The sequence below is a fragment of the Schaalia odontolytica genome, from assembly GCF_024584435.1.
Taxonomy (GTDB): Bacteria; Actinomycetota; Actinomycetes; order Actinomycetales; family Actinomycetaceae; genus Pauljensenia.
This window is the reverse complement of record NZ_CP102197.1, coordinates 237,520-260,957: the sequence shown is the minus strand read 5'-3', so window position 1 is coordinate 260,957 and position 23,438 is coordinate 237,520. Positions and strand designations below refer to the sequence as shown.

Sequence of the window (23,438 nt, the reverse complement as noted above, 5' to 3'; positions counted from 1 at the left end):
TGGTCTGGGTTTCATGCGGCGCCCGGCAAGGGGTGGCGGGGGTGGTCTGGGTTTCACGCGGCGCCCGAGAAGGGGGTGGCTGTGTGGCCCTGGGGTCCTACTGGTCTGGGGTGTGGTGCCTGTTGGGTGTTTAGTGGCCTTGTTTTTCTTCTGCGGTGTCGGTGTTGTTGATGATGAGGTGGTCGAGGCGGAAGGGGTCGGTTGTTTCGGTGGTGGTGACCAGGCCGTTGATGGTTTGTGTGTCTCCGGTGAAGGGGTTGGTGGCAGTGCCTGCCCAGGTGGTGGTCAGGGTGATGGTGCGTGTGGCCTTGGGGTAGGGGCCGTCGAGGAAGGACTTCCACCCGCCCGGTGCCTTGTAGTAGTGGCGTATCAGGGCCGGGTCGGTGTTGGGGTCCATACCCTCCTCCCACGCCGCCCCCGGGGAGGAGGTCACCGTGTTTGGTGTGTCGTCTCCCCAGTCCCACGTGTATTCCTGGGCTGTGAGGGTCACGGTGACATCCCTCCCCAGGAGCCGCACGGTGTGGGTTTGGGTGGGGTGAGTGACGTTGACCAGGGTGGGGATGCGCCGGTTCGTGTAGGACACCCCCTCGGGACGCTTGCGTAGGCCTGCGCCGTCGGGGTGGATGAGGGTGGCTGCTGCCAGGAGGAGTTCGCGCGTGGTGGGTGGCCTGTCCTGGGGTGAGTCCTGACCCGGCTCAGGCGGAGGGTAGGCGCACACCCAGCTCCCGTGCGTAAAAGGGTCATCCCCATACGGATTCGTCTCCACCGCGCAATGAGCGAAATCAAAATACGCACCAGCCTCACTCGCAGGAGTCGCCTCATTCGACTGACGCGTCGTATCATCACCCGCAGTCGTGATCGGACCCGACGTTGGCTGACCTGCTTGCCGGACTTGTTGTTGCTCCCATAGGGCAGCCGCAAGATCGCCTCCCTCACGCGTCACCTCGAGACCTTGACGATTGTCATCAATATCGTCAGCGATGGCCGCGGGAGGAATACTCACAAACAAGAGACTAACGACAGGCACCAGTGTCGACACTACAATGGTCTTACTATTCTTCATGAGTCGTCGCACTTCCCTGCGTCTCTACCCATCGTCCATCTTTCCAGGTCATAAACAGGGACATGGTGGACGTATACTCCTTTTCCTTTACAGTGATCTTCTGACCTCTGCAGGTGACACCATCATTGGACTTGAGCTCGAACCTCACACCAATAGTGTTTGGTTGAACGTTTCCCCCATCAGCGGGGACAGGCTCAAGCCGAAGTACATGTACGACCGTCGACTGATTTCCGTAGGTCCAGCCATCCTTATAGACCTCGTTTATCCGCCGGATATACTCAGAAGCGAACTCCGATGAAGGGTCTGACATATCAGCTAACGGTGAGGTGTCTCCGGTGTTCCATGCATAGACGCCAAGTGCGAGGTAGTGTTCGGCTGCGGCTTCTGCTCCTCGCTCACTGTTTTCTGTGGCGGCTTGGGGGAGTTCGGGCAGGGTGTAGGTGGAGGCGGCGTGTTCGGCGGGCCGCACCAGGACGCCGTCTGGGCCGATCTGGTAGCCGCCCGACATTGCCGCCTCACCCGACACACTCGACCCCGGTGTGGGAGCCTGGCCCGACATGGCAGACCGCGAGGGCACAGCCGTGGGTTTCTCGCCCCAGGCGCGCCACCAGCCCTCGGCGACACCGTTGATGTAGACGGCGTAGCAGCCCGCGACGATCAACACGACGACGGCGATGCGGATACCCCAATCCACCAGGTCGGCACGCAACCACGCCGCCACACCACCCGAGGTGCCGCTGAAGGCGGCGCCACCCTCACCAGGCCCACCCTCCCCACCGCTGCGCCCACCGCGTACGCGCGGAACCCAGGCCCAGCCCGGCCGCCACCTCCTCGGCCCGATGAAACGCCGACCGAAGAGGCCTCGCCGGGGTTGAATAGAGCGCAGGAAGGCCTCTTCCTCCTCCTGGCTCACGGGTCGCTCGGACAGGGGTGGTATCTCCATGGCGTGTGCCCTCCACACTGAGGTCTCCTCCAACGCGCCCCCACCACCGGGACCGCGCCCTTACACACCACCATACGCCAAGAACCGACACGAAACAATAACAATACACTGTAACCGTCACGCAACTATTCGCAACACATCTGCACATACGTGCATCGAGATGGGAGGCCACGCGAACGATGAACGCGCGGGGACGCTAGTCGCCCACGGGTACCCGCTTGGAGGGGTGACGCCGATCCTCTCCCCGCCACCAGGGCATCCAGGCCGCGTAGCCGTCTGCGGGCGGGGTGGGTGAGTCGGGCTCGAAGCCCAACTCCTCTGGAGTCTCGGGGATGCGATCCACCAGGAAGTACTTGTCGCGATCGTCGCAGTGCTCGCGCACGATGGTGCGGAACTCGCCCAGCTCGCAGTACAGGACGCCCGTGATCGGGTTACGCCGACACCGCACGATCTTATACAGCCAGTAGGCAAACAGCGCGACGTTGGCCGCGAGCGCGAGGGCCGCGCAGGCGATGTTGGCGCGCGGGTCCATGGTGGCGAAGTTGAAGATGTCCGAGGGGGGCACAAGGACCTCGGGCAGGAGGGTGTTCATGGAGATCCAGAAGACCAGGGTGAAGCAGCGGAACCAGATCCACTGGCCCTTCGCCCACGTGAACGCGGGGATCGTGCAGGCCAGCAGCAGGGCGAGCGTGCAGTACCACGTGTAGTCGGCCAGCGAGTTGTACAAGAACGCGTGGTTCCACAGGTCGTAGGCGATCACCCAGGGCCACACCATGTCCACCCAGATGAGGCCGCGCACCGTGCGCTTGCCGGGCGAGGTGACGATGATCTTGCCCAGGCCGGTGATCGTGATGATGTTGAGCAGCCCGGCACCGGCGGACAGGAGGTTCCAGTATCCGCCGATCGTGCGGAAGCCCGTCTCGGGGTCGATGCCGACGTGGCGGGCGGCGAGGTTCGCGGCGACCTCCTGGTACCACTGCGCCGAGTGCAGCTCGGCGCTCACTCCCCGGGCCTCGGGCAGGCCCGCGATCATGTCGATCGTGTGCGAGTCGTTCACGTGCTTCAGGCACTGCCAGTCCGCTCCGCACGCGTAGTAGGTATCCGCGTTGAGGTAGATCGTCAGGTCGCGGATGTTGGCCTCCATGATGTTGACGGCCAGGCCGACCCACAGGGCCACGCCCAGCCATATCGCGTACTTGTGGGCTTTGGCGGGGTTACGCTTGGCGTAGACGAGGACGGTGCCGGTCATGGTGGCGGTGAGGATCATGATCGCGTACTTGCCGAAGGGGAACCAGCCCACCATCGGGGTGCCGTGGATCCACGCGTAGGGCATGAGGGCGATGCCGCCGATGGTCCACACGGCGAAGATCGTCCAGTTCCACCGCCGGTTGATCTCGGCGACGATGATCTGGGCGGCCAGGACGACCAGCCAGATGGCGTAGACCTTGGGGGTTCCGATCTCCCACAGGAAGAGAGTCTCCACAGTGTTCTCCTTTGAAACTGCATCCGAGCTAATGGTTGTCGGCTATCATAGTCCGAAACACTAACCTAGTGTGCGGGGTTCAACGCTGAATCCCCATCGATCCGGGGCTCCCCACGATCCGCACCAGCGGAGCCGCCCCCACCCGATCCTCAAGGAGGAGGACTCATGACACGACACACCACACGCGCCCGCAACCTCTGCCGCATCGCCGCGGCGGGAGGCGCCGCCATCCTGGGCGGCATGTACGCGTTCAGTCAGCTCACCGGCAAGGCCACGCCCGAAGAGCAGGCCTGGCGCTACCCGGGCGACGACCTCATCGACGCCAACTACGACAACGGGTACTCCTCGACCTACGCCATCACCATCGACGCCCCCGCCTACGCCGTGTGGCGCCTCTTCAAGCAGATCGGCGCCGAAAAGTCCGGCTCCTTCTCCTCGGAGTTCCTCGAAAGAACCTTCGCGCGCCTGCCCTTCTTCAACTCCTACGAGATCCAGGAGGAGTTCCAGCAGAGCGACTCCATGATGCCCGGCGACATCGCCGCCTTCGACTTCCACGGCATGTCGATGGAGTGGGCCGACATCGTGCCCGGCAAGTACATGGTGCAGTGGGTCGACACGAAAAACCCGCCCAAGGCCCCCGGCTCCTACGCCTTCCGCTTCCCCGGTATGAGGCACTTCGCGGCCGCCTGGTGCTTCTACATGGTGCCCCTGTCGGGCGGACGCACGCGCCTCATCAACCACTGGCGCATCGGCTACGAGCCGCCCAGCCCCGCCATGACCGCCCTGAACTGGATCAACATCGAGTTCATCGGCGGGTGCATGACCCACATGCAAAACCTCTACGTCAAGCGCGTCCTCGAGTTCAAGAAGAAGCAGCACCTGACGGGGCGCTTCATGCGCGGCATGCTCGGCGGGCGCTTCTTCAACACGAGCACCCCCGCGGGACGCTACGACGGCACTCCCCTGTTCGAGGACACCTTCACGCAGTGGTTCCGCTACGGACGAAGCGCCCCAGCCGTCGCCGAGATCCGCCCGCCCGTCACCGACGACCCCTCCTGGCCGCCGACCGGCGCGGACAGCCCGTGGGCGAGCGAGGTCGACGCCTCCTACTTCGACGGCTGGCGTGAGCCCGCCTTCTCCTGGGAGGAGCAGATCCGCCAGAAGATGGAACGCACCTACCTGCCGGATTGGGGCAAGGAGCAGCGCTGATGGGCGGCATCACTCCCCCGGACTACCCGACGCTCTTCTTCTTCGAGGTCGGCCAGTGGTGGGACTACGCGATGCTCCTCCTCGTCATCGCGCTCCTCGCCGTCACGGCGTGGCTCGCCCAACGCAACATGTGGGTGGTCCTGGCGCTCTTCGTCCTCATCCCCATCGCCCTGACCATCTTCTGGTGGCCGACCTCGACGCAGGGGACGGCCTCGGCCGGCTGGTTCCCCATCGTCAAGCAGTACTCGGCGCTGGCCGGTTCCCTGTGCCTCGTCGCCCTGCAGGTCTTCCCCAGGCTCCGCCACAACCGCTGGTACCTGCTGATCCCCCCGACGATCCTCGCGCTCAACATCGCCGAGGCCGTGGTGCGGGACTTCCAGTGCTACGGCATCCACGGCGTGGACCCCTCCCAGGGGATGGTCACGTGGGGTGGGCCGTGGAACATCATGAACGGGATCGCCGGGATCTTGAACCTCCTGGCGATCTCCGGGTGGGTGGGGATCTTCGTGTCCAAGGGCAAGGAACGCGCGCTCGTGTGGGGCGACCTGACGATCGGGTGGATCATCGCCTACGACCTGTGGAACTTCGCCTACGTGTACAACTGCCTGGCCGACCGCGCCTGGTACTCGGGCGTCGCACTGCTGGCCTCGTGCACGATCCCCGCCCTCATGCGGTTCGGGAGGGGCGCGTGGATCCAGTACCGGGCTTACACGCTCACCTTCTGGTCGGCCGTGGTGCTGACATTCCCGCACTTCATGCAGGACTCGATGTTCGCCCACCGCAGCGCCCACAACCCCGCAGCGATGGTCCTCATCTCCGCCGCCGCCCTGGCGGCGAACCTGTGGGTCTTCGGCAGGCACGCGCATGCGATCATCTCCAAGCGGCGCAACCCCTTCACGCAGGAGGTCCACGGCGACGAGCCCACCTACGCGTCCTGGGTGCGCGACCTGGCCTCCGACGAGGACAAGGAGCTGATCGCCGCTCGCCTGGGAACCACGCCCGAGAGGGCGGGATTCACGGCGCCCACCGCGTAGCAGCCTGACCCGCGAGCGCGACGATACCGACAGGCACGAGGGGCCGCGCACGGCACAGTGCGCGGCCCCTCTCCGACACTCAACCGGGAGCGAGCCCCGGCCTCGTGGAGGCTACTGCAGCAGGCGGCCCTACTCGAGCGAATCAATCAAATCGCGCACAAGCTGCGACGGCGTCGTACCGCGCTCCTGAGCCACCTCAGCGAGCTTGGCACGACGAGAACGATCAAGACGGAGGGTAAACGGCTTAGCACCAACACCAACGCTAATCGGGCGTCCGGCCACAGACGAACCGAGATGCTTCCCGTCGTAAGGCACACCGTTCTCGGCCTGGTTCCCCCAACGCTCCAGATCCTCATCAGTGAAGGTCGCACCATCAGCTGACGTATACGTCGCCATCATTACCTCCTTAAACCAACCTCTGCGAGCACCGCTCGCGTTACCATCGACGCCACTCATTCACACGCATACCAGTGTATGTACGAAATAGGTCCCAAGGGAACGGGACTCCCACGACATCTCTCCCGCGCAGGCGCGACACGCAAGAGGGGCCGCGCACGGCACAGTGCGCGGCCCCTCTCTGACACTCAACCGGGAGCGAGCCCCGGCCTCGTGGAGGCTACTGCAGCAGGCGACCCTGGTCGTCGAACACGTAGCGCGTGCCGTTGATCCACCGGCTGCCCGTCACCATGGCCCCCGAAGACGACAGGTAGAACCACGTGGCTCCCTCGCGCAGCCAGCCCGTGGTCATGGCCCCCGAGGAAGACAGGTGGTACCAGGAGCCGCGCACCTTCGTCCACCCACTGGCCATCGCGCCGGTCAGGGGATCCAGGTAGTACCAGGAGCCTCCCGCCTTCGTCCACCCGCTGGCCTGCCCGCCCGAGGGGCCGTAGTAGTACCAGCGGCCATCCTCAGACACCCAGCCGGTCACCATGTAGCCGCGCGCGTCGAAGCGGTAGATCGCCCCGTCGATGCGCAGCTGCGTCGACGTGGGGTAGGTACCGTCCTCGAAACGCCACCACCATCCGAGCGCCCCGGACACCCAGCGTCCGGCCGCGGCCTCGTCGGGTCCCTCGTGGGTGGGGCTCACCGTGAAGGCCACCGTCGTCGTCGCGTCGTCGTCCGCGCGCGCATCGTTGTTGCGCCCGCTGGCCTCGACCGTGGCCAGGGCGGCGCCCGCGTAGCGCGTCGCACCGTCCGGGTGGGACACGTCCACCCCGTCGGCCTGGAGGGTCACCGAGTTGCCCGTAAACGCGCCGTTACCCGCACCCGAGGCGACCTCGCGCTCGCCCACGAGCAGGCGGGCCGAGGTAACCGGGCCGCTCACGGTCACGCGGATGGAGACGCGCCCGGAGACGCTCTCCCCGGCCAGGGGCTTCCACGTCGCACCGTCGCGCGAGTACTCGACCTGGCCGATGGTGGGCTTGGCCTGGTCCTTCAGGACCGCGTCCAGGGCGTTCGGCAGGCCGGCACCCCGGTACTCGTGGCCCTCAACCGGCTTCAGGCGCCCCCGGTTCGCCGGGTCGCTCGCCTGCTTCTTCGCCAGGGCCACGATCTGGTCGGCCGTCATCTCGGGGTGTACCTGGCGCAGCGTCGCGATCACGGCCGCCGCGAGGGGCGCGGCCTGCGATGTCCCGTACAGGTTGCCGTAGGCCTTGCCATACCAGGAGGTCAGCGGCGCGTAGATCTTCGCGCCCGGAGCGGCGAAGTCGATCGAGGTCGCGCCCCAGTTCGACCAGGACGTCGGCTCCAGCATGCCGGTCGCCGGGTCCTGTCCCTCGGGCAGCTGCAGGGCAGACACCGCGAGGGTGGAGCGCAGCATGGAGGGCATATACACCCCGCCCGTCACGTCGCGCTGGTACGCGCCCCACGTGTCCCCCGGCGAGGAGTCGTCGGTGGTGGGCGGGTTGTCCAGGTCGGTCGTCCAGTTCCCGGCCGCCACCACGTTGATGACGTCCTTGGAGGCGGCGTAGTCGGCGGCGCGCTGCACGGCCTCCAGGCCCGCCGCCTGCTCCGGGTCGCCCGGCATCCAGTACTTCCACGGGTTGACGAAGTAGGAGCCGTTGGTCACCGAGATGCCGTGGTCGGCGGCCCACACGAATCCGCAGGCGATGTACTCGGGGTAGAAGTATCCCCCGTTGCGCGAGGCCACGTTGATGGCGGCGATGCGCAGCGTCGGGTTCACGCCGTCCACGCCCACGCCGTCGTGCTTGGCGGCGATCGACCCGGCGACGTGCGTGCCGTGGGTCGCGTCGTCCCAGCGCCACGCCTCGGGGTCCCGGTTCGGGATGCCGTTGACCGAGCAGGACACCGACTTGGAGTGATCCACCTGTCCGGCCAGGTCCGGCACCGTGTCGTCGACGGACTGGTCCATGACGCCCACCGTGACCGGCTCGCGCATCACGTCCACGCCCTGAGCCTCCAGGGCGTGCAGTGCCTGGAGGTGCCAGCCGTTGCCGGTCTGCGGATCCGGAGTCACGTCCTCCTCGCCCTGGGCGGCGTCCGACGTGGGCGCGGCCGCCAGCGCGGCGTTCGCGGCGGCTCGGGTCGCGTAGTCGATGGGAACCACGGCCTCGTTGCCGCCGACCGGGGCCTGGCGGGTCGGGCCGATGGAGTCGTAGCTGATGCCCTCCTTGACCAGCGCGGCGCCCAGGTCGGGCGAGAAGGTCGGGGATGCCGCCTGGACGAAGAACGTCCCGAACGCCGGGTACTGGGCCAGCACGAGGCCGCTCAGGTACGAGGCCTGGGCGACGGCCCGCTGGAACGTGGCCCGATCCGTCCCCTTGGGCAGGTTGACCGCGTAGTTGGCGGGAAGCTGGTCGGCGCTGCGAGCCGGTGCGGTGATCCCGGCGATCGGCGTGCCGCCCGGGGCGGGGTTGTCCTCGCCGGGCGCGGGGTCGGGCTGGGGGACGGCCTGCGGGTCGCGGGTGAGCGTGAAGACCGCCTCGCGGCCCGTGTCGTCGTCGGCCTGGCGGTCGAAGTTGATGCCGCTGGCGCTGACCTGGACGCGCGCGGTCGCGGCCTCGGCGCCCGACGGGATCAGCGAGGACAGGTCCACGTTCTCCGCGGAGACGCCCAGCGGCTCGTCCACGTACTTGCCGGAGCCGGGGCGGTCCACGCTGGCCAGCCCGGCCACGTCCATGTGGAGGTGGCTGATCGGGGCGTCGGCCTGCGCGTAGAAGGAAACGGGGCCGGCGGGCAGGGTCGCCCCGTCGAGGTCCTTCCACTCGCCCTTGCCCACCCGGTACTGGATGGAGGTCACGGTCGGCTGGGGCTGGTCGCGGCGCATGACGGTCAGGGCGTTGATGAAGCCGTAGCCGCGGTACTCCTTGCCGTCCTCGGGCGCGGCCAGGCGCGTGTACTCCATGGCGGCCTGCTTACGCATGAGGCCGATCACCTGGGCGCCCGTGTAAGTCGGGTGGATGGACTTGACCAGGGCGGCGATGCCCGTCACGTGCGGGGTCGCCATGGATGTCCCGCTGGCCTTGGCGTAGCCCGAGGCGTAGAGGGAGGTGGGCACCGTGGAGTAGATGCCGTCGCCGGGGGCCGCGAAGTCAATGGTCGTGCCATAGTTGGAGAAGGCGGCGCGCTCCAGGGTCGACCACGCGGGGTTCTCCCCGGAGCCGACCTGGCGGAGGGCGCTGACCTGGCTGACCCCGGCGACCATGCCGGGGACCCGGATGGAGCCCTTGACGGGACGGTCCTTGATGGGGTTGTCCGTGTCGGTCGGCGAGGAGCTATCGACTGTGGGATTGTCGTTGTCGGCCGCGTTGTTTCCCGCCGAGGCGATGACCGCCAGGCCCTTGGCCTGGGCGTGCTTGATGGAGCGGGTCGCCCCCTCCAGTCCGGCGGCCTGCTCCGGGTCGGTGGCGCTCCAGTACAGCCACGGGTCCATGGAGTAGGAGTTGTTGACGATGTCGATGTCGTGGCTGGAGGCCCACATGAACGCGCACGTCACGTACTCGGGGTAGATGAGCCCTTCGGCGCCCGCGGCCTTGATGGACACGAGGGTCGCCGTGGGCGCGATGCCGTCGATGCCGATGCCGTTGTGGTTGGCGGCAATGACGCCTGCGACGTGCGTACCGTGGAAGTAGGGGTCCCTCCAGGAGCCGTAGGCCTGGGAGGCGATGCCGTTGACACTGCAGGACACGGAGCGCGACTGATCCACGCGGCCCACGAGGTCGGGGTGGGTGTCATCGATACCGGAGTCGATGACACCGACGCGCACGGGCGCGTGCGCCATCGGCACGGCCGCGGCATCCGACGCGCTCATGGCCTGCGCTCCCCAGTTGGAGACCGCCTCCTCGGCGCTGGCCTCGGCAGCGTCCTCGTCGCGCACCGACTCCGTGCCGCCGCCTGCGGGAGAAGTCTCAGGATCGCCGCCCTGCCCCTCGCTCGCCGCAGGGTCCGCCTGGACCTCCGGATTGGTGGCGTGGGCCGGATTCGTCTGCGGCGCCGGGGCGGGCTTGTCGGCGTCGGGTGCCGGGGCGGGCGGTTCGACGCGCTCGGAATCGGGGACGGGGGCCACGCGGGTCGGGCCAATGGAATGGACACCCACCCCAGCCTTGGACAGCGCCGCGGCCAGGTCGGGGGCAAACGAGGCCGAGGAGCTTTGGGCGAAGAACGTGCCGATCTCCGGGTAGGAGGCGAGCGCAGCCCCACCGAGGGAGGGAACGAGCGCGAGCGCACGCTCAACATCCTCGGCGTCGGCGGTGCCAGCGAGATTGACGGCGTAGTTCATGACGCCGTCGGCGGCGCGGGTGGATGAGACGAGGGGGCCGAGGTTGTCGGCCCAGGCTGGCGGGGCGCTCGCGGCGGCCACGCCCATGGACAGGGCGAGAGCCGCGACAGTTCCGATGCGTGCGGCGGTGCGGCGCATGATTCCTCAACTTTCGGGTACTCACTGGTGCGTGCACTGCGGCGTGCATGCGTGTGATCATGATCCTAGAGTTTGTCACCAAGCACAAATTCAGCGTCGCTTAAGCGGACGTTCAGCTGGCTCGGCGCGGGCCGCGCACCCGAAGGAGCGCGGCCCGCCTCGTCACCCTACTGCTCGCGCAGGCGCCCGGCGGCGTCGAAGGAGTACTCGCGTCCCTCGATCACGCGGGTGCCCGTCACCATCGCGCCCGAGTCATCCAGGTAGTACCAGGAGCCCGCGTAGGGGAGCCAGCCCGTGACCATGGCGCCCGAGCCGTCCAGGTAGTACCAGGAGCCCGCGTAGGGGAGCCAGCCCGTGACCATGGCGCCCGAGCCGTCCAGGTAGTACCAGGAGCCCGCGTAGGGGAGCCAGCCCGTGACCATGGCGCCCGAGTCGTCCAGGTAGTACCAGGAGCCCGCGTCCTGCACCCATCCGGTCGCCTGGGCTCCGCCGAGGCCGTGGTAGTACCAGGATCCCCCGTCCTTCACCCATCCGGTCACCATGTAGCCGCGTGCGTCGAACCGGTAGAGCTGCCCGTCGATGCGCCTCACGGTGGAGACGGGGTATGTTCCGTCCTCGAAACGCCACCACCAGCCGAGCGCGTCGCGCACCCAGCGCCCGGCCCGGTCCTCGTCGGAGGCGACCGTGAAGGACACCTGAGCGGAGGTGTCGTCGTCCGCGCGAGGGTCGTTGTTGCGGCCCGATGCCTCGACCCGCACGCTCAACGGCCCCTCCTCCAGTGGAGAGCGCAGACTGGCCGCGTCCACGCCGTCGGCCTGCAGCGTCACCGAGGTGTCCGACGCGGCCCCATCCCCCTGGGTGGAGGCGAGCTCGCGCTCCCCCGCCACCATGCGGGCTGCGGTCACGGGGCCGGACACGGTGGCGCGAACGGACACGGTTCCGGCGAGCGTAGCGCCGTCGAGGCTGTGCCAGGTGCGGCCGTCGCTCGAGTACTCGAGCGGGCCGATGACCGGCTGGGGCTGGTCCTTCAGGACCGCGTCCAGGGCGATCGGCAGGCCGGCGCCCCGGTATTCGTGGGAGTCGGTCGGGGCGTTGAGGAGGCCGTAGTTGGCGGCCGCCTGCTTGCGCATCAGGTCGATGACCTGCGCGCCCGTGTACTCGGGGTGGATCGACTTGATGAGGGCGGCGACGCCGGACACGTGCGGGGTCGCCATGGACGTTCCATCCGCGACGGCGTACCCGCTGCGGTAGAAGAGCAGCGGAGCCGTCGAGTAGATCTGGTCGCCCGGGGCGGCGAAGTCGATGGTCGTTCCGTAGTTGGAGAAGTCGGCGCGCATCAGGGACACGCGCCCGGGCACGACCCCGTAGGCCTGCTTGACGGCGCTGACCTGGGCGACCCCGTCGAGCATGGAGGGAACGCGGATGGAACCGGCCACCGGACGGTTCTTGGTGGGAGCGGGGACATCCGTCGGAGACGCGTTGTCGATGCTCGGGTTGTCGATGTCGACGCCCTCGTTGCCGGCGGCGGCGATGACCGCCAGCCCCTTGCCCTGGGCGTATCTGATGGCACGCGTCGCGCCCTCCAGGCCGGCCGCCTGCTCGGGGTCGGTCGGACTCCAGTACACCCAGGGGTCCATCGAGTAGGAGTTGTTGACGATGTCCACGCCGTGGCTGGCCGCCCACATGAACGCGCAGGCCACGTATTCGGGGTAGATGAGGCGGTTGTCGTTGGTCGCCTGAATGGCCACGATGCTCGCGTTGGGGGCGATCCCGTCGATGCCGACGCCGTTGTGGTTGGCGGCAATGATGCCAGCGACGTGCGTGCCGTGGTAGAACTCGTCGCGCCACCCGTTGACCTCCTGCGTGGCCACGCCATTGACCGAGCACTTCACGGAACGAGTCGTGTCGACGCGCCCCTCCAGGTCCGGGTGGGTGTCCTCGACGCCGGAGTCCACGACGGCCACGCTCACGGGCGCGCGCCTCACGTCCACCGCCGCGGCCTCGGCGGCCTTCATCTCCGTGGCCCCCCAGTTGAAGATGGCCTCCCCGGTGCCGGAGTCGGCCTCGGTGACGGTTTCCTCTCCGACCGCGCTCAGGCCGCCATCGGGAGTCGCGCCGCTCGCCTGGGCGGGAGTCGCGCCGCTCGCCGTCGCGGGTTCGGTGCCCTGGGTCGGCGGCTGGGCGCCTGCCGGGGCGGGCAGCTGGACGCGCTCGTAGTAGAGGACCGGGGCCACGCGGGTCGGGCCAATGGAATGGACGCCCACCCCCGCCTTCTTCAGGGCGGCCGCCAGGTCGGGGGCGAAGGAAGGCGTGGCGCTCTGGGCGAAAAATGTGCCGATCTCGGGGTAGGAGGCGAGCGCTGCCCCGCCGACGGAGGGAACGAGGGCGAGCGCGCGCTCAAAATCCTCGGCGCTGGCGGCGCTCGCGAGGTTGATCGCGTAGTTCATCTCATCGTCATTGGCGCGAGGCGCGGAGACGAGGGGGGCGGGGGCGTCGGCGTGGGTGGGAGGAGCGGTCGCCGTGGCCACGCCCATGGACAGGGCGAGGGCGGCGATGATCCCGATGCGTGCGGCGGTGCGGCGCATGATTCCTCGGCTTTCGTGTGTCACTGTCAGGATGTCGGCGGCTTTCGCAGCCCAGCCCATCATCCAAGACTTTGTCAGTAACAACAAAACCAAGGCTTACCTAAGCTCACTCCTCAAGATCTGCCCCTCCGCCCTTGACGCGCTTGCTACTCCAGACCCGCGTCGAGGGCGAGCAGGTGATCGACGCTCTGGGGGCGCAGGAACCAGTGGGCCTCGCCGTCCTCGACGGCCAGGACACCCGGCTTGGTCGCCATATTGTAGTTCGACGCCATGGAATACCCGTAGGCGCCCACCGCGGGCACCGCCAGCAGGTCACCGCCCGCAATGTCGGCCGGAAGGTCAACGTCACGGATGACGATGTCCCCACTCTCGCAGTGCTTGCCCACGACACGACAGCGGGCGAGCGCGGTGGACCCGTCGCGGTTGGCCAGGGTCGCCGTGTAGGCAGCGCCGTACAGGACCGGCCGAATGTTATCCGACATCCCCCCGTCGATCGCCACGTAGCGGCGCACTCCCCCGCCCTCAAGCGACACGTCCTTGACGACGCCCACGCGGTAAAGCATCACCATCGACGGCCCGGCGATCGAGCGCCCGGGCTCGACCGTCACGCGCGGGATGGGCAGGCCGTGATGGGCGCAGCGCTCGCGCACGACGCCCGCCAGGGCGCGAGCCACCTCCACCGGCGAGGTCGGCACCGGGTCCTGGGCGGTGTAGGCGATGCCCACTCCCCCACCCAGGTCGATCGCGGACACCTCCAGGCCAAGGCGCTCGCGCACGAGGGCGGCGAAGTCGATGACCTTTCGCGCGGCCTCGACAAAGGCAGCCGTGCCGAAGATCTGCGAGCCGATGTGGCTGTGCAGGCCGCGAAGGTCCAGGTGGGAGGCGCGCTGGATGGCCCTCACGGCGCCTAGGGCCTGGCCGCTGGCCAGGGACAGGCCGAACTTCTGATCCTCGTGGGCGGTGGCGATGTATTCGTTGCCGCCGGCGTGGATGCCGGACTTCAGGCGCACCATGACGGGGGCGCTGACCCCCATGTCGGCGGCGATGCGCTCAACCTGGCGAACCTCGTCCATCGAGTCGATGAAGATCCGGTGGATGCCTGCCTCCAAGGCCAGACGGATCTCACGGTCCGACTTGTTGTTGCCGTGCAGGCCGATGCGCGAGGGGTCCACGCCGGCGCGCAGCGCGAGCGTGAGCTCCCCCAGGGAGGCGGTGTCGACGCCCAGCCCCTCCTCCGCCACGATGCGGGCGACGTCGGCGCTCAGGAAGGCCTTGCCCGCGTAGAAGGCGTCGCCGCCGCTCATGCCGTAGCCCTCCCAGAACTCCTCGGCCATCGCCGAGGCCCACACGCGGGCGCGCCCCCGCAGCGAGGCGACGTCAAGGACGAAGGTGGGAGTGCCATAGTCCGAGGCGATCCGCGTCAGGTCGGCGCCGCCCACGTGTAGCACGCCGCCCGTGCGCGCGGCGCTCCACGGCCACAGGTCGGGGCGCTCCTCGGGGCCGGGGCAGACGAGGGAGCCAACCGGGACGGAGTCGGCCTCGTTCATGTCACATCCTCTCGGGGGCGCTCACGCCCAGCAGGCCAAGGCCCGTGCGCAGAACCTGGGTGACCGCGTCGTTGAGCCACAGGCGGGCGACGTGACCGGCCTCGACCGGGTCGTCACTGCGGGGGGTGACGCGGCACTGGCCGTACCAGGCGTGGTAGGTGGCGGCCAGGGATTCCAGGTAGCGGGCGATGCGGTGCGGCTCGCGCAACTCCGTGGCCTGGGCGACCTGTGCGGGGAACTGGGCGAGGGCACCCAGCAGGGCCGAGTCGGCCTCGGTGTCCAGGGCGGCGGGGTCGAATCCGGCGTCGCGGCTCACCCCGTGGGCGGCGGCGTTGCGCGCAACGTTGCAGGTGCGCACGTGCGCGTACTGCACGTAGTACACCGGGTTGTCGTTGGAGTGCTGGGAGAGCAGGTCGAGGTCGATGTCGACCTGGGTGTCCATGGACACCCGCACGAGGGCGTAGCGGGCCGCGTCCACGCCCACCGCGTCGACCAGGTCGTCCAGGGTGACGATCGTGCCGGCACGCTTGGACATGCGCACGGGCTCGCCATCCTTGACGAGGTTGACCAGCTGTCCGATGAGGATCTGCAGATTGACGCCCGGCTTATCCCCGAACGCCGCACACATGGCCATCATGCGTCCGATGTAGCCGTGGTGGTCCGCGCCCAGCAGGTAGATGGCCGCATCGGCGCCGCGCTCGCGCTTGTTCAGGTAGTAGGCGACGTCTCCCGCGAAGTAGGCGGCCTGGCCGTCGGACTTGATGAGGACGCGATCCTTGTCGTCACCGTAGGTGGTGGTGCGCAACCACACCGCGCCCCCCTCGTCGAAGATCTCCCCGCGCTCGCGCAGGCGAGCGATGGCGTCGGCCACCGCGCCGGAGGAGTGCAGCGAGTCCTCGTGGAAGAACACGTCGAAGTCCACGCGGAAGGAATGCAGGCGCTCCTTGATCTCCGCAAACATCAGCTCCACGCCGCGAGCGCGGAAGACCTCAATGGCCTCCTCCTCGGGCAGGGTGATCGGGTCCGGCTCTCCCGCGGCGCGCGCGTCGGCGCGCACCTGTTCGGCGATGTCGGCGATGTACTGGCCGCCGTAGCCGTCCTCGGGCACCTCCCGGCCCATGGCGCGCGCGTAGAGAGAATGGGAGAAGCGGTCGATCTGCGAGCCGTGGTCGTTGAAGTAGTACTCGCGGGTCACGGCGGCGCCGGAGGCCGCCATGAGGCGGGCAAGAGAGTCGCCGACGGCCGCCCAGCGTGCTCCACCCAGGTGCACGGGGCCGGTCGGGTTGGCGGAGACGTACTCCAGGTTGATCGAGCGGCCCGCCAGGGTCTCGTTGCGACCGTATTCGGCTCCGGCCTCGACGATGGTGCGGGCGAGCTCGCCCGCGGCCCCGGCTCCCAGTCGGATGTTGATGAAGCCGGGACCCGCGACCTCGACGGAGTCGATACCCTCGGCCCCGCTCAGGTCTTCGGCAAGGATCTGGGCGAAGTCGCGCGGGGCCATCCCGGCCTTCTTGCCCAGCTGCATGGCGACGTTGGTGGCCCAGTCGCCGTGCTCGCGAATGCGGGGGCGCTCCACGGTCACGGGGTCGGGAACCAGCGCGGGATCGATGGAGATGCGCCCGGCGGCGGCAGCGTCCAGCAGCGTCGAGCGGATGAGGCAAGCAAGTTCTTCAGGAGTCACACCCCAAGACTACGGGGTTTTGGCTTGTGACCGCGAGCTCTTGTCCCGCGCGGGAATGAAAACCTGGCCACACGTGGCCACAATCGCGCCCGGGAAGCACCCGGATCTCCCGCGACGCGCGTAGAATTTCGGGTAGCCGAATCGCATCCGTCGTCTGCGAGGAACCCATGACCACCTCGGACACCCACCACCGCACACTCATCCCCCTCCTCGGCCCCGCATTCGTCGCGGCCGTCGCCTACGTCGACCCCGGAAACGTCGCCGCCAACATCACGGCCGGCGCACGCTACGGCTACCTCCTAGTCTGGGTGCTCCTCGCCTCCAACATCTTCGCGATGGTGATCCAGTATCTCTCCGCCAAGCTCGGCCTGGTCACCGGCAAGTCCCTGCCCGCCCTGCTCGGAGAGCGCATGGCACCCCCCGGGCGCATCGCCTTCTGGCTGCAGGCCGAGGTCGTGGCCGCGGCGACCGATCTCGCCGAGGTCATCGGGGGCGCCCTCGCCCTCCACCTCCTCTTCGGCCTGCCCCTCCTGTGGGGCGGGGTCATCATCGGCGTCGTGTCGATGGGGCTCCTCCTCGTCCAAGGTGGTGGGCGCCAACGCCGCTTCGAGGCCATCATTGTCGCGCTGCTCGCCATCATCACGCTGGGGTTCCTGGCGGGACTGGTCGTCGCTCCTCCGAGCGGCGCGGGGGTCGCCTCGGGCCTCCTCCCCCGCTTCCGCGGCACCGATTCCGTGCTGGTTGCCGCGTCGATGCTGGGCGCCACGGTCATGCCCCACGCGGTCTACCTGCACTCGTCGCTGGTCAACGACCACGAGGCGGACCCCGCGCTCCCCTCCACCTGCGACGCCCGGCATTCCCCCGGGCACCTCGCTCGCCTGCTGCGCGCGACCCGCATCGACATCTACTGGGCGCTGGGCGTCGCGGGGCTGGTCAACATCGGCCTGTTGCTCCTGGCCGCGGCGGCCCTGGCCGGGCAGAGCGGCACCGACACGATCGAGGGGGCGCACGCCGCAATCTCCGCGACCCTCGGTCCCCTCGTCGGCACGGTCTTCGCGGTCGGGCTGCTGGCCTCGGGCCTGGCCTCCACGTCGGTGGGCGCCTACGCGGGAAGCGAGATCATGAGCGGCCTGCTCCACGTCAGGGTGCCGCTCCTGGTGCGTCGGCTCGTCTCCCTGATCCCCGCGCTCGTCATCCTCGGGGCGGGCGCCGAACCCACGTGGTCCCTCGTCGTCTCGCAGGTGGCTCTTTCCTTCGGCATTCCTTTCGCGATCATTCCCCTCATGTCGCTGACCGCGAAGCGCGAGGTCATGGGCGAGTACGCAAACACCACCGTCCTGCGGGTGTGCGGTTTCTTCATCGCCGCGGTCATCGTGGCCCTCAACCTCTTCCTGGTCTACCTGACCCTGACCGGCCAGGGGTAGGCACTCGGGGACGAGGCAGGGACGTCATCGCTGCCGCCCTTCGAGCGCGGCATGACGGTGAGCACTCGGGGACGAAACGCCATGGCCGCGCATTCTCGGATAGGTTTCGACGGCTCGTTTGAGCCCGTCGAAACTGCTGTCCGTAGCCGCACGTTCACGGATAGGTTAGCCACTCGTGGATAGGCTAGGTCGTTCGCGGATAGGTTATTTGCCTATCCACATGCTCATAACCTATCCGCATGCTCATAACCTATCCGCGAGGCGCGTAGCTCCCAGGACGGCGGGGTCGCCATCATCGGTAACGCCCAATCCTATCCGCGAGGCACGTAGGCCGACGGACCACCACGACGAGTAGCCGATTCGGCCTGGCAGAACAGTTGGCCGGAAGGACTACCCGCGAACGGTGGCGAGGCGGACCGACGAGACGCCGACAAGGCCGCCGCTCACCGGGCAGGGCACGTCGTAGGAGATCGGCTGCTCCGCCGCAGACGCCGACAGGGCAGCAACACACCGGGCAGGGCACGGGGAACGGGGCCGGTGTTCGCCACCGGCCCCGTTCCCCTACCGTCAGCGTCTCTCAGGCGCGCACGGAACGCTCGTAGTCCTTCATCAGGTCGATGCGACGCTGGTGACGCTCGTCCCCGCTGAAGGGCGTCTCCAGGAACGCGTCAATGAGGGCGATGGCCTCCTCCTCGCTGTGCTGGCGGGCACCGACCGCCACGACGTTGGCATCGTTGTGCTCGCGAGCCAGGCGCGCGGTCGCCTCCGACCACACGAGGGCTGCGCGCACCCCCTCCACGCAGTTGGCGGCCATCTGCTCGCCGTTGCCCGAGCCGCCGATGACGATGCCGAGGCTTCCCGGCTCGTCCACGACCGCCTGTGCCGCCTCGATGCAGAACGGCGGGTAGTCGTCGAGGGCATCGTAGGCGTATGCGCCATGGTCCACGACGTCGTGACCGGCCTCGCGCAGGTGGGCGACAACCTTTTCCTTCAGCTCAAAACCGGCGTGATCGGTGCCGATGTGAACGCGCATAGAATCCTCCCGAAGAGTTATCAGACAAGAAACACCGACCAGTATGGCACACATCACCGTTACGCGCGGGCGTATGAAGCCTGCTAAACTGGCCGAGCTGCCCCGATAGCTCAGCGGATAGAGCGCTTGCCTCCGGTGCAAGAGGTCGCAGGTTCGAGTCCTGTTCGGGGCGCCACCCATACCCGCGCCGCGCTCGCGGATCCGCCGCGCCCACGCCTCGTGACCCGAGCCCCTTTCACCTCGCGGAACACCCCGCGCCTGGGCGCAGCCGCCCCAATAAAATGGGCCTCGTCCCAACCGTGAACCAAGGAGCGGCCGATGACCTACCCCTGGTGGAGCCTTCTCCCCTTCGTCGCGATGCTCGCCTGCATCGCGCTCCTGCCCATCATCCCGAAGACCTCGCACTGGTGGGAAAAGGAATCCTCCCAGCTGACCGTCGCGCTGGCCCTGGGCGTGCCCACCACGATCTGGATGTTCGTGAAGGCGGGCACCAGCCCGCTCATCGCCACGGGCGTGGAATACGTCCAGTTCATCGCCCTGCTGTTCGCGCTGTTCGTCGTCTCCGGAGGCATTCACCTCGCAGGCGACATCAAGGCAACCCCGCGCAACAACACGATCTTCCTCGCGATCGGCGGCTTGCTCGCCTCGTTCATCGGAACGACGGGCGCCGCGATGCTCCTCATCCGCCCGCTCCTGGAGACGAACAAGGAACGTCAGCACCGCGTGCACACGGTCCTCTTCACGATCTTCATCGTGGCAAACTGCGGCGGCATACTCACCCCCCTGGGCGACCCGCCACTCTTCCTCGGTTACCTGCACGGCGTGCCCTTCACATGGACCTTCGCGCTGTGGAAGGAGTGGCTCTTCGTCCTTATGCTGCTCCTCCTGTCCTACTACTCCATCGACCGGGTCCGCTACGCCTCCGAGGACACCGCTTCCATTGAGGCCGACGACCGCGACGTCCAGCCCCTGCGCCTGCACGGGGCCATCAACCTCCTCTTCTTCGCGATCATCATCCTCTCCGTCGCCTTCGCCCCCTCCTGGGACGGCGAGGCGCTGGCCGAGGGACACGTTCACTCGTGGACGGAGCTGGTTCCCTGGCGCGAGCTCATCATGTTTGCGGTGGCGGGGCTGTCCTACAAGCTCTCGGACAAGAAGGTCCGATTCGAGGAGAACGCCTTCACGTGGACGCCCATCATGGAGGTCGCAACCCTGTTTATCGGCATCTTCTCGACGATGGCGCCGGCGCTGCGTTACCTCGAGCAGATCGCCCCATCCCTGCCGCTGACCCGCATGACGTACTTCGTGTTCACGGGCGGTCTGTCTTCCGTCCTGGACAATGCGCCCACGTACATGACGTTCTTCGAGATGGCGAAGGCCTCCGGCGGCGAGGGGGCGCTCGTGGCCGGGGTGCCCGAGTACTACCTGGTCCCGATCTCGCTGGGCGCCGTGTTCTGCGGCGCGATCACCTATATCGGCAACGGCCCGAACTTCATGGTTAAGTCGGTCGCCGAGTCCGACGGCGTTCCCATGCCGTCCTTCGGTCGTTACGTCGGCTACGCGTTCACACTCTTGGTGCCCGTCCTGGCTGCCATGGCGATGATCTTCGTCGGCGAGTCCTGGCTGGTGCGAGGCCTCGGCATCGCCTTGGCCGCCGGCCTGGCGTTCCTCTCGCTCGTCCGCATCCGCCGCGCGGGCCTGGACGAGGCCGTCGCCGACTTCACGGGGAACGAGTGAGTCAGCGGTCTTGACGCATGCGACGGGGGGCGGAGCCAGGCGGCTCCGCCCCCCGCGTGTTGCGCGGTTTCTTGCCGTGTTGCGCGGTTTCTTGCCGTGTTGCGCGGTTTCTTGCCATGTTGCGCGATGTCTTGCCGTGTTGCGTCGCATCTTGCAGCGTTGCGCGGTTTCTTGCCGTGTTGCGTCGCGGGGTGTTTTTTCGTGTGGAGTGGCGCGGGCGCATCCCGCCGCCGGGTGAGACCCAGGACACCCCGGCACAGGTCATCCTCCACCGCGTGAAACCCACACCACCCCTGCACGCCCACAACACCACGATTCAAGCCAATTTCGGCATGCAGGGGCGGTGCCGGTTTCACCTGCTCAAACCACAAGGTACGCAGGGGCGGTGCCGGTTTCGCACGTTCCCGCGCGTCCCTTCGTATGGGTGCGTACCCGCGAACTTGCCGCGGTCACGACGCCACGCGGCCAGCTGCCGCTCGGCGTTACTCGGCCGTGGTACCACAGTCGCGCCGCTCACTTGCTCGCGGCAGCCGCGACCAACTGGCTTTCGTCATCTACGCGGCCAGGAGCCCCATCGCCATGGCCCAGACCGCCGCGCGAGGCGGGGCGTCCAGCGTCGGATCGGCTGACAACCGGGAGAGAGCCTGTACGTCGAGGGGTGCATGAATGAGGGCGTGGAGGTGGTCGGTCACAAAGCACTCAAAGTGCGCGCCCGGGTGCCACTTTCCACGACGCTTCTCCTCACGCACGCAGGTAACGACACTCCAGCGCCCGGCGACACAGTCACGCGCAAAGTGCGACTCGGCGGGGCCATACGTCACCAGGTCATTGAGAACATCCTGGGCGCCGCGGACATCGAGGGTACGAATCGCCCGCACGAAGTCGGTGGGGATGTATGGCGGCCCGTCGTGGAGGGTGGGTCCGGCGTACAGCAGGGAGGCGAAGGCCAGGATATGCGGGACTTCGCAGAAATCAACCTGACTGAAGTGCACGCCGTCCACATCGGAACGCATGATGACGGAGCGCGGAACGGTGGGCCAGATCCTCCAGTCGCGCACGACATCCGGCATGGCGGGGGACACAACGCGGATAGCGGCCCTCGTTCGAGCATCGCTCGCGGGCCCCAGGATTCGCTGTGCGTCACCAACGAGGCCGTTCACTCCTACAAGTCCACCGCTGACAAGTCCGCTGGTGAGGGCATCGCTCGAGACGCGCGTCGTCCCCTTGCTGGTAGACATCATGTCGAGGAGAACATTCGCCTGCTCGACGGTGACGATCAGCTGATCCGCAGAACGCGAATCGGTGGCGTCAACACTCACGATGGCACCTCCACAGTCTGGGCCATGGTGATGAAATCGTCAATGACCGCCGGGAAGACAATGCTGGGACACGTACACGTCGCTGTCCACAGGGAACGCTGCGGCGAGCCTGGCCCGGCGTGCGGGGCGCGCGTGATCCATGTGAGTTGAGTGAGCGTCAGCGAGACATCGTTGAGGATGTAGACGCCTGTCCGCCATCGGGCATCTGTCGGGGTGAGCGGCCAGGCGAAGTCGTCAATGAGATGGAACCCGGGGAATGGTTTTTCCAGCTGCTGGACGCTGTCCGCGTAGACGGCATCATCGCTTGCGTCGGTTCTCAGTTCCCCACCGGCGATCACCAGAGTCGGGACATTCCCCTCATCTTTCGCCTTTCCGACAGCGATAAGACGAACGCTGGCATCAGCGGCGAGCGCCCCCAGTTCTGCACGTTCCTCTGGGGTGACGAGCCGCCATCCCGCCGCGAGACTCACCACCACGTATCCCCCCGCCTCTGCGCATGATGAAGCACCCACGCCTCCTGATCAATGTTTCCACTCTCATCCAACAGCCCGTGCCGCTTGGCGTACTGCCAATCGGCATACACCCACCGAGGAAACCTGATTGGGAGAAGCCCAATAAGAATTACCAGGAGAAGTAGCATCATGAGGCATGCAAGCCCAAACATTAGCCACCCTGGCGCACGATCTCTGATTAAGAAAAGAAGGACACCAATGAAACAGATACACGCAAAAGCCGGAGAACCAATAGCAGCATAGTTCTTTCCGATGCGCCCCCGCCCGTTCATCCGACGCCACAACGCGGCTACCTTGTTGTCAGTAAACATCTCAACATACCAAGTAACAGCGCAAAAAAACTCCACCGATGAAAGCACACAGACAACCAAGCAAATTATCCTTCATAAGCCGCCCCTCATTCCATCGCCTCTGCAACACGATCTACACCCTGATCATTGATCACATCACCAACATATTCACCAGCATAGTGGCCGATCAGCCCGCCGACGAACGCCCCCAGTTCTGCGCGTTCCTCTGGGGTGACGAGCCGCCATCCCGACGCGAGACTCACCACCACGTATCCCCCCGCCTCTGCGCATGATGAAGCACCCACGCCTCCTGATCGATGTTTCCGCTCTCATCCAACAGCCCGTGCCGCTTGGCATACTGCCAATCGGCGTAAAGGACGTTTGGGAACCTGATTGGTAGGAGACTGAGGAGAAATACAAATACAAGCAACATCATCAAGCATGCGAGTGTGAACAGTAGCCATCCAGGGGCAGCTATTTCCTTTAGGAGTCCAACACACAGCGCAATATAACTTATGCACGTTATGGCTGGAGCCCCGACTGCAGCAACATTCCTGCCAATCCGCCCCCTCCCATTCATTCGTCGCCATAGTCTTGCTACTTTCCCATCAAGAAACATCTCGGCATACCAGGTGACAGACCCAGTAAGCGCCATGGCGAGACAGCATAGATAACCAGTTGGATTCTCTCGCATAGCTCAGA

General features: G+C 67.0%; 17 protein-coding genes and 1 tRNA gene. 5 read left to right on the top strand and 13 right to left on the bottom strand.

The features are described 5' to 3' along the window. Positions 1-130 precede the first annotated feature (130 nt). From NQK35_RS01160 to NQK35_RS01150, 3 genes are all read right to left on the bottom strand, one after another. The gene (locus NQK35_RS01160; protein WP_257114304.1) at positions 131-1,003 is read right to left on the bottom strand and encodes a hypothetical protein; all 873 of its coding nucleotides are present in this window, start codon (positions 1,001-1,003) and stop codon (positions 131-133) included. Positions 1,004-1,052: 49 nt separating this feature from the next. Further along, positions 1,053-2,006: a DUF6318 family protein gene (locus tag NQK35_RS01155; protein ID WP_257114303.1), complete on the bottom strand. Its 954-nt coding sequence runs from the start codon at positions 2,004-2,006 to the stop codon at positions 1,053-1,055. A gap of 196 nt (positions 2,007-2,202) precedes the next feature. Beyond that, complete coding sequence (locus tag NQK35_RS01150) at positions 2,203-3,489, bottom strand: DUF5692 family protein (protein ID WP_257114302.1); 1,287 nt, start codon at positions 3,487-3,489, stop codon at positions 2,203-2,205. A gap of 165 nt (positions 3,490-3,654) precedes the next feature. Here NQK35_RS01150 and NQK35_RS01145 point away from each other — a divergent pair, with 165 nt between their 5' ends. Then, on the top strand, positions 3,655-4,698 hold the full coding sequence (locus tag NQK35_RS01145) for a hypothetical protein (RefSeq protein ID WP_257114301.1): 1,044 nt from the start codon (positions 3,655-3,657) through the stop codon (positions 4,696-4,698). Beyond that, entirely contained in the window at positions 4,698-5,732 is a 1,035-nt protein-coding gene (locus tag NQK35_RS01140; RefSeq protein WP_257114300.1) for a DUF5692 family protein, read from the top strand. Before NQK35_RS01145 ends, NQK35_RS01140 begins: the two co-directional genes overlap by 1 nt. Positions 5,733-5,861: 129 nt before the next feature. Here NQK35_RS01140 and NQK35_RS01135 read toward each other — a convergent pair whose 3' ends face one another. From NQK35_RS01135 to argS, 5 genes are all read right to left on the bottom strand, one after another. Next, positions 5,862-6,131: a ribbon-helix-helix domain-containing protein gene (locus NQK35_RS01135; protein ID WP_009212162.1), complete on the bottom strand. Its 270-nt coding sequence runs from the start codon at positions 6,129-6,131 to the stop codon at positions 5,862-5,864. Positions 6,132-6,348: 217 nt separating this feature from the next. After that, entirely contained in the window at positions 6,349-10,608 is a 4,260-nt protein-coding gene (locus tag NQK35_RS01130) for a S8 family serine peptidase (protein WP_257114299.1), read from the bottom strand. 167 nt (positions 10,609-10,775) lie between these two features. Next, positions 10,776-13,193 (bottom strand): S8 family serine peptidase, encoded by a 2,418-nt coding sequence (locus NQK35_RS01125; RefSeq protein ID WP_257114298.1) that lies wholly within the window; start codon positions 13,191-13,193, stop codon positions 10,776-10,778. 146 nt (positions 13,194-13,339) lie between these two features. Then, positions 13,340-14,740 (bottom strand): diaminopimelate decarboxylase, encoded by a 1,401-nt coding sequence (gene lysA, locus NQK35_RS01120; RefSeq protein ID WP_257114297.1) that lies wholly within the window; start codon positions 14,738-14,740, stop codon positions 13,340-13,342. A gap of 1 nt (position 14,741) precedes the next feature. Then, entirely contained in the window at positions 14,742-16,421 is a 1,680-nt protein-coding gene (argS, locus tag NQK35_RS01115; RefSeq protein ID WP_257114296.1) for an arginine--tRNA ligase, read from the bottom strand. 167 nt (positions 16,422-16,588) lie between these two features. Between argS and NQK35_RS01110 the strand changes: the two genes are divergently transcribed. Beyond that, on the top strand, positions 16,589-17,845 hold the full coding sequence (locus tag NQK35_RS01110) for an Nramp family divalent metal transporter (protein ID WP_257114294.1): 1,257 nt from the start codon (positions 16,589-16,591) through the stop codon (positions 17,843-17,845). A gap of 577 nt (positions 17,846-18,422) precedes the next feature. On the opposite strand, the gene NQK35_RS01105 is transcribed toward NQK35_RS01110, so the two are convergent. After that, complete coding sequence (locus NQK35_RS01105) at positions 18,423-18,878, bottom strand: ribose-5-phosphate isomerase (RefSeq protein ID WP_257114293.1); 456 nt, start codon at positions 18,876-18,878, stop codon at positions 18,423-18,425. 99 nt (positions 18,879-18,977) lie between these two features. Here NQK35_RS01105 and NQK35_RS01100 point away from each other — a divergent pair. Continuing rightward, positions 18,978-19,053 (top strand) — tRNA-Arg (locus NQK35_RS01100). Between the two features lie 143 nt (positions 19,054-19,196). Then, positions 19,197-20,615 (top strand): sodium:proton antiporter, encoded by a 1,419-nt coding sequence (locus NQK35_RS01095; RefSeq protein WP_257114292.1) that lies wholly within the window; start codon positions 19,197-19,199, stop codon positions 20,613-20,615. A gap of 554 nt (positions 20,616-21,169) precedes the next feature. On the opposite strand, the gene NQK35_RS01090 is transcribed toward NQK35_RS01095, so the two are convergent. The 4 genes from NQK35_RS01090 to NQK35_RS10590 form a co-directional block, all read right to left on the bottom strand. After that, positions 21,170-21,934, bottom strand: coding sequence for an XRE family transcriptional regulator (locus NQK35_RS01090; protein WP_257114291.1), 765 nt, complete (start codon positions 21,932-21,934; stop codon positions 21,170-21,172). Beyond that, on the bottom strand, positions 21,931-22,410 hold the full coding sequence (locus tag NQK35_RS01085) for a hypothetical protein (RefSeq protein WP_257114290.1): 480 nt from the start codon (positions 22,408-22,410) through the stop codon (positions 21,931-21,933). The genes NQK35_RS01090 and NQK35_RS01085 overlap by 4 nt, the downstream gene beginning before the upstream one ends. Positions 22,411-22,843: 433 nt before the next feature. Further along, entirely contained in the window at positions 22,844-23,005 is a 162-nt protein-coding gene (locus NQK35_RS01080) for a hypothetical protein (RefSeq protein WP_257114289.1), read from the bottom strand. Then, positions 22,996-23,430 (bottom strand): hypothetical protein, encoded by a 435-nt coding sequence (locus NQK35_RS10590; RefSeq protein WP_373567057.1) that lies wholly within the window; start codon positions 23,428-23,430, stop codon positions 22,996-22,998. Before NQK35_RS10590 ends, NQK35_RS01080 begins: the two co-directional genes overlap by 10 nt. Between the last annotated feature and the right edge of the window lie 8 nt (positions 23,431-23,438).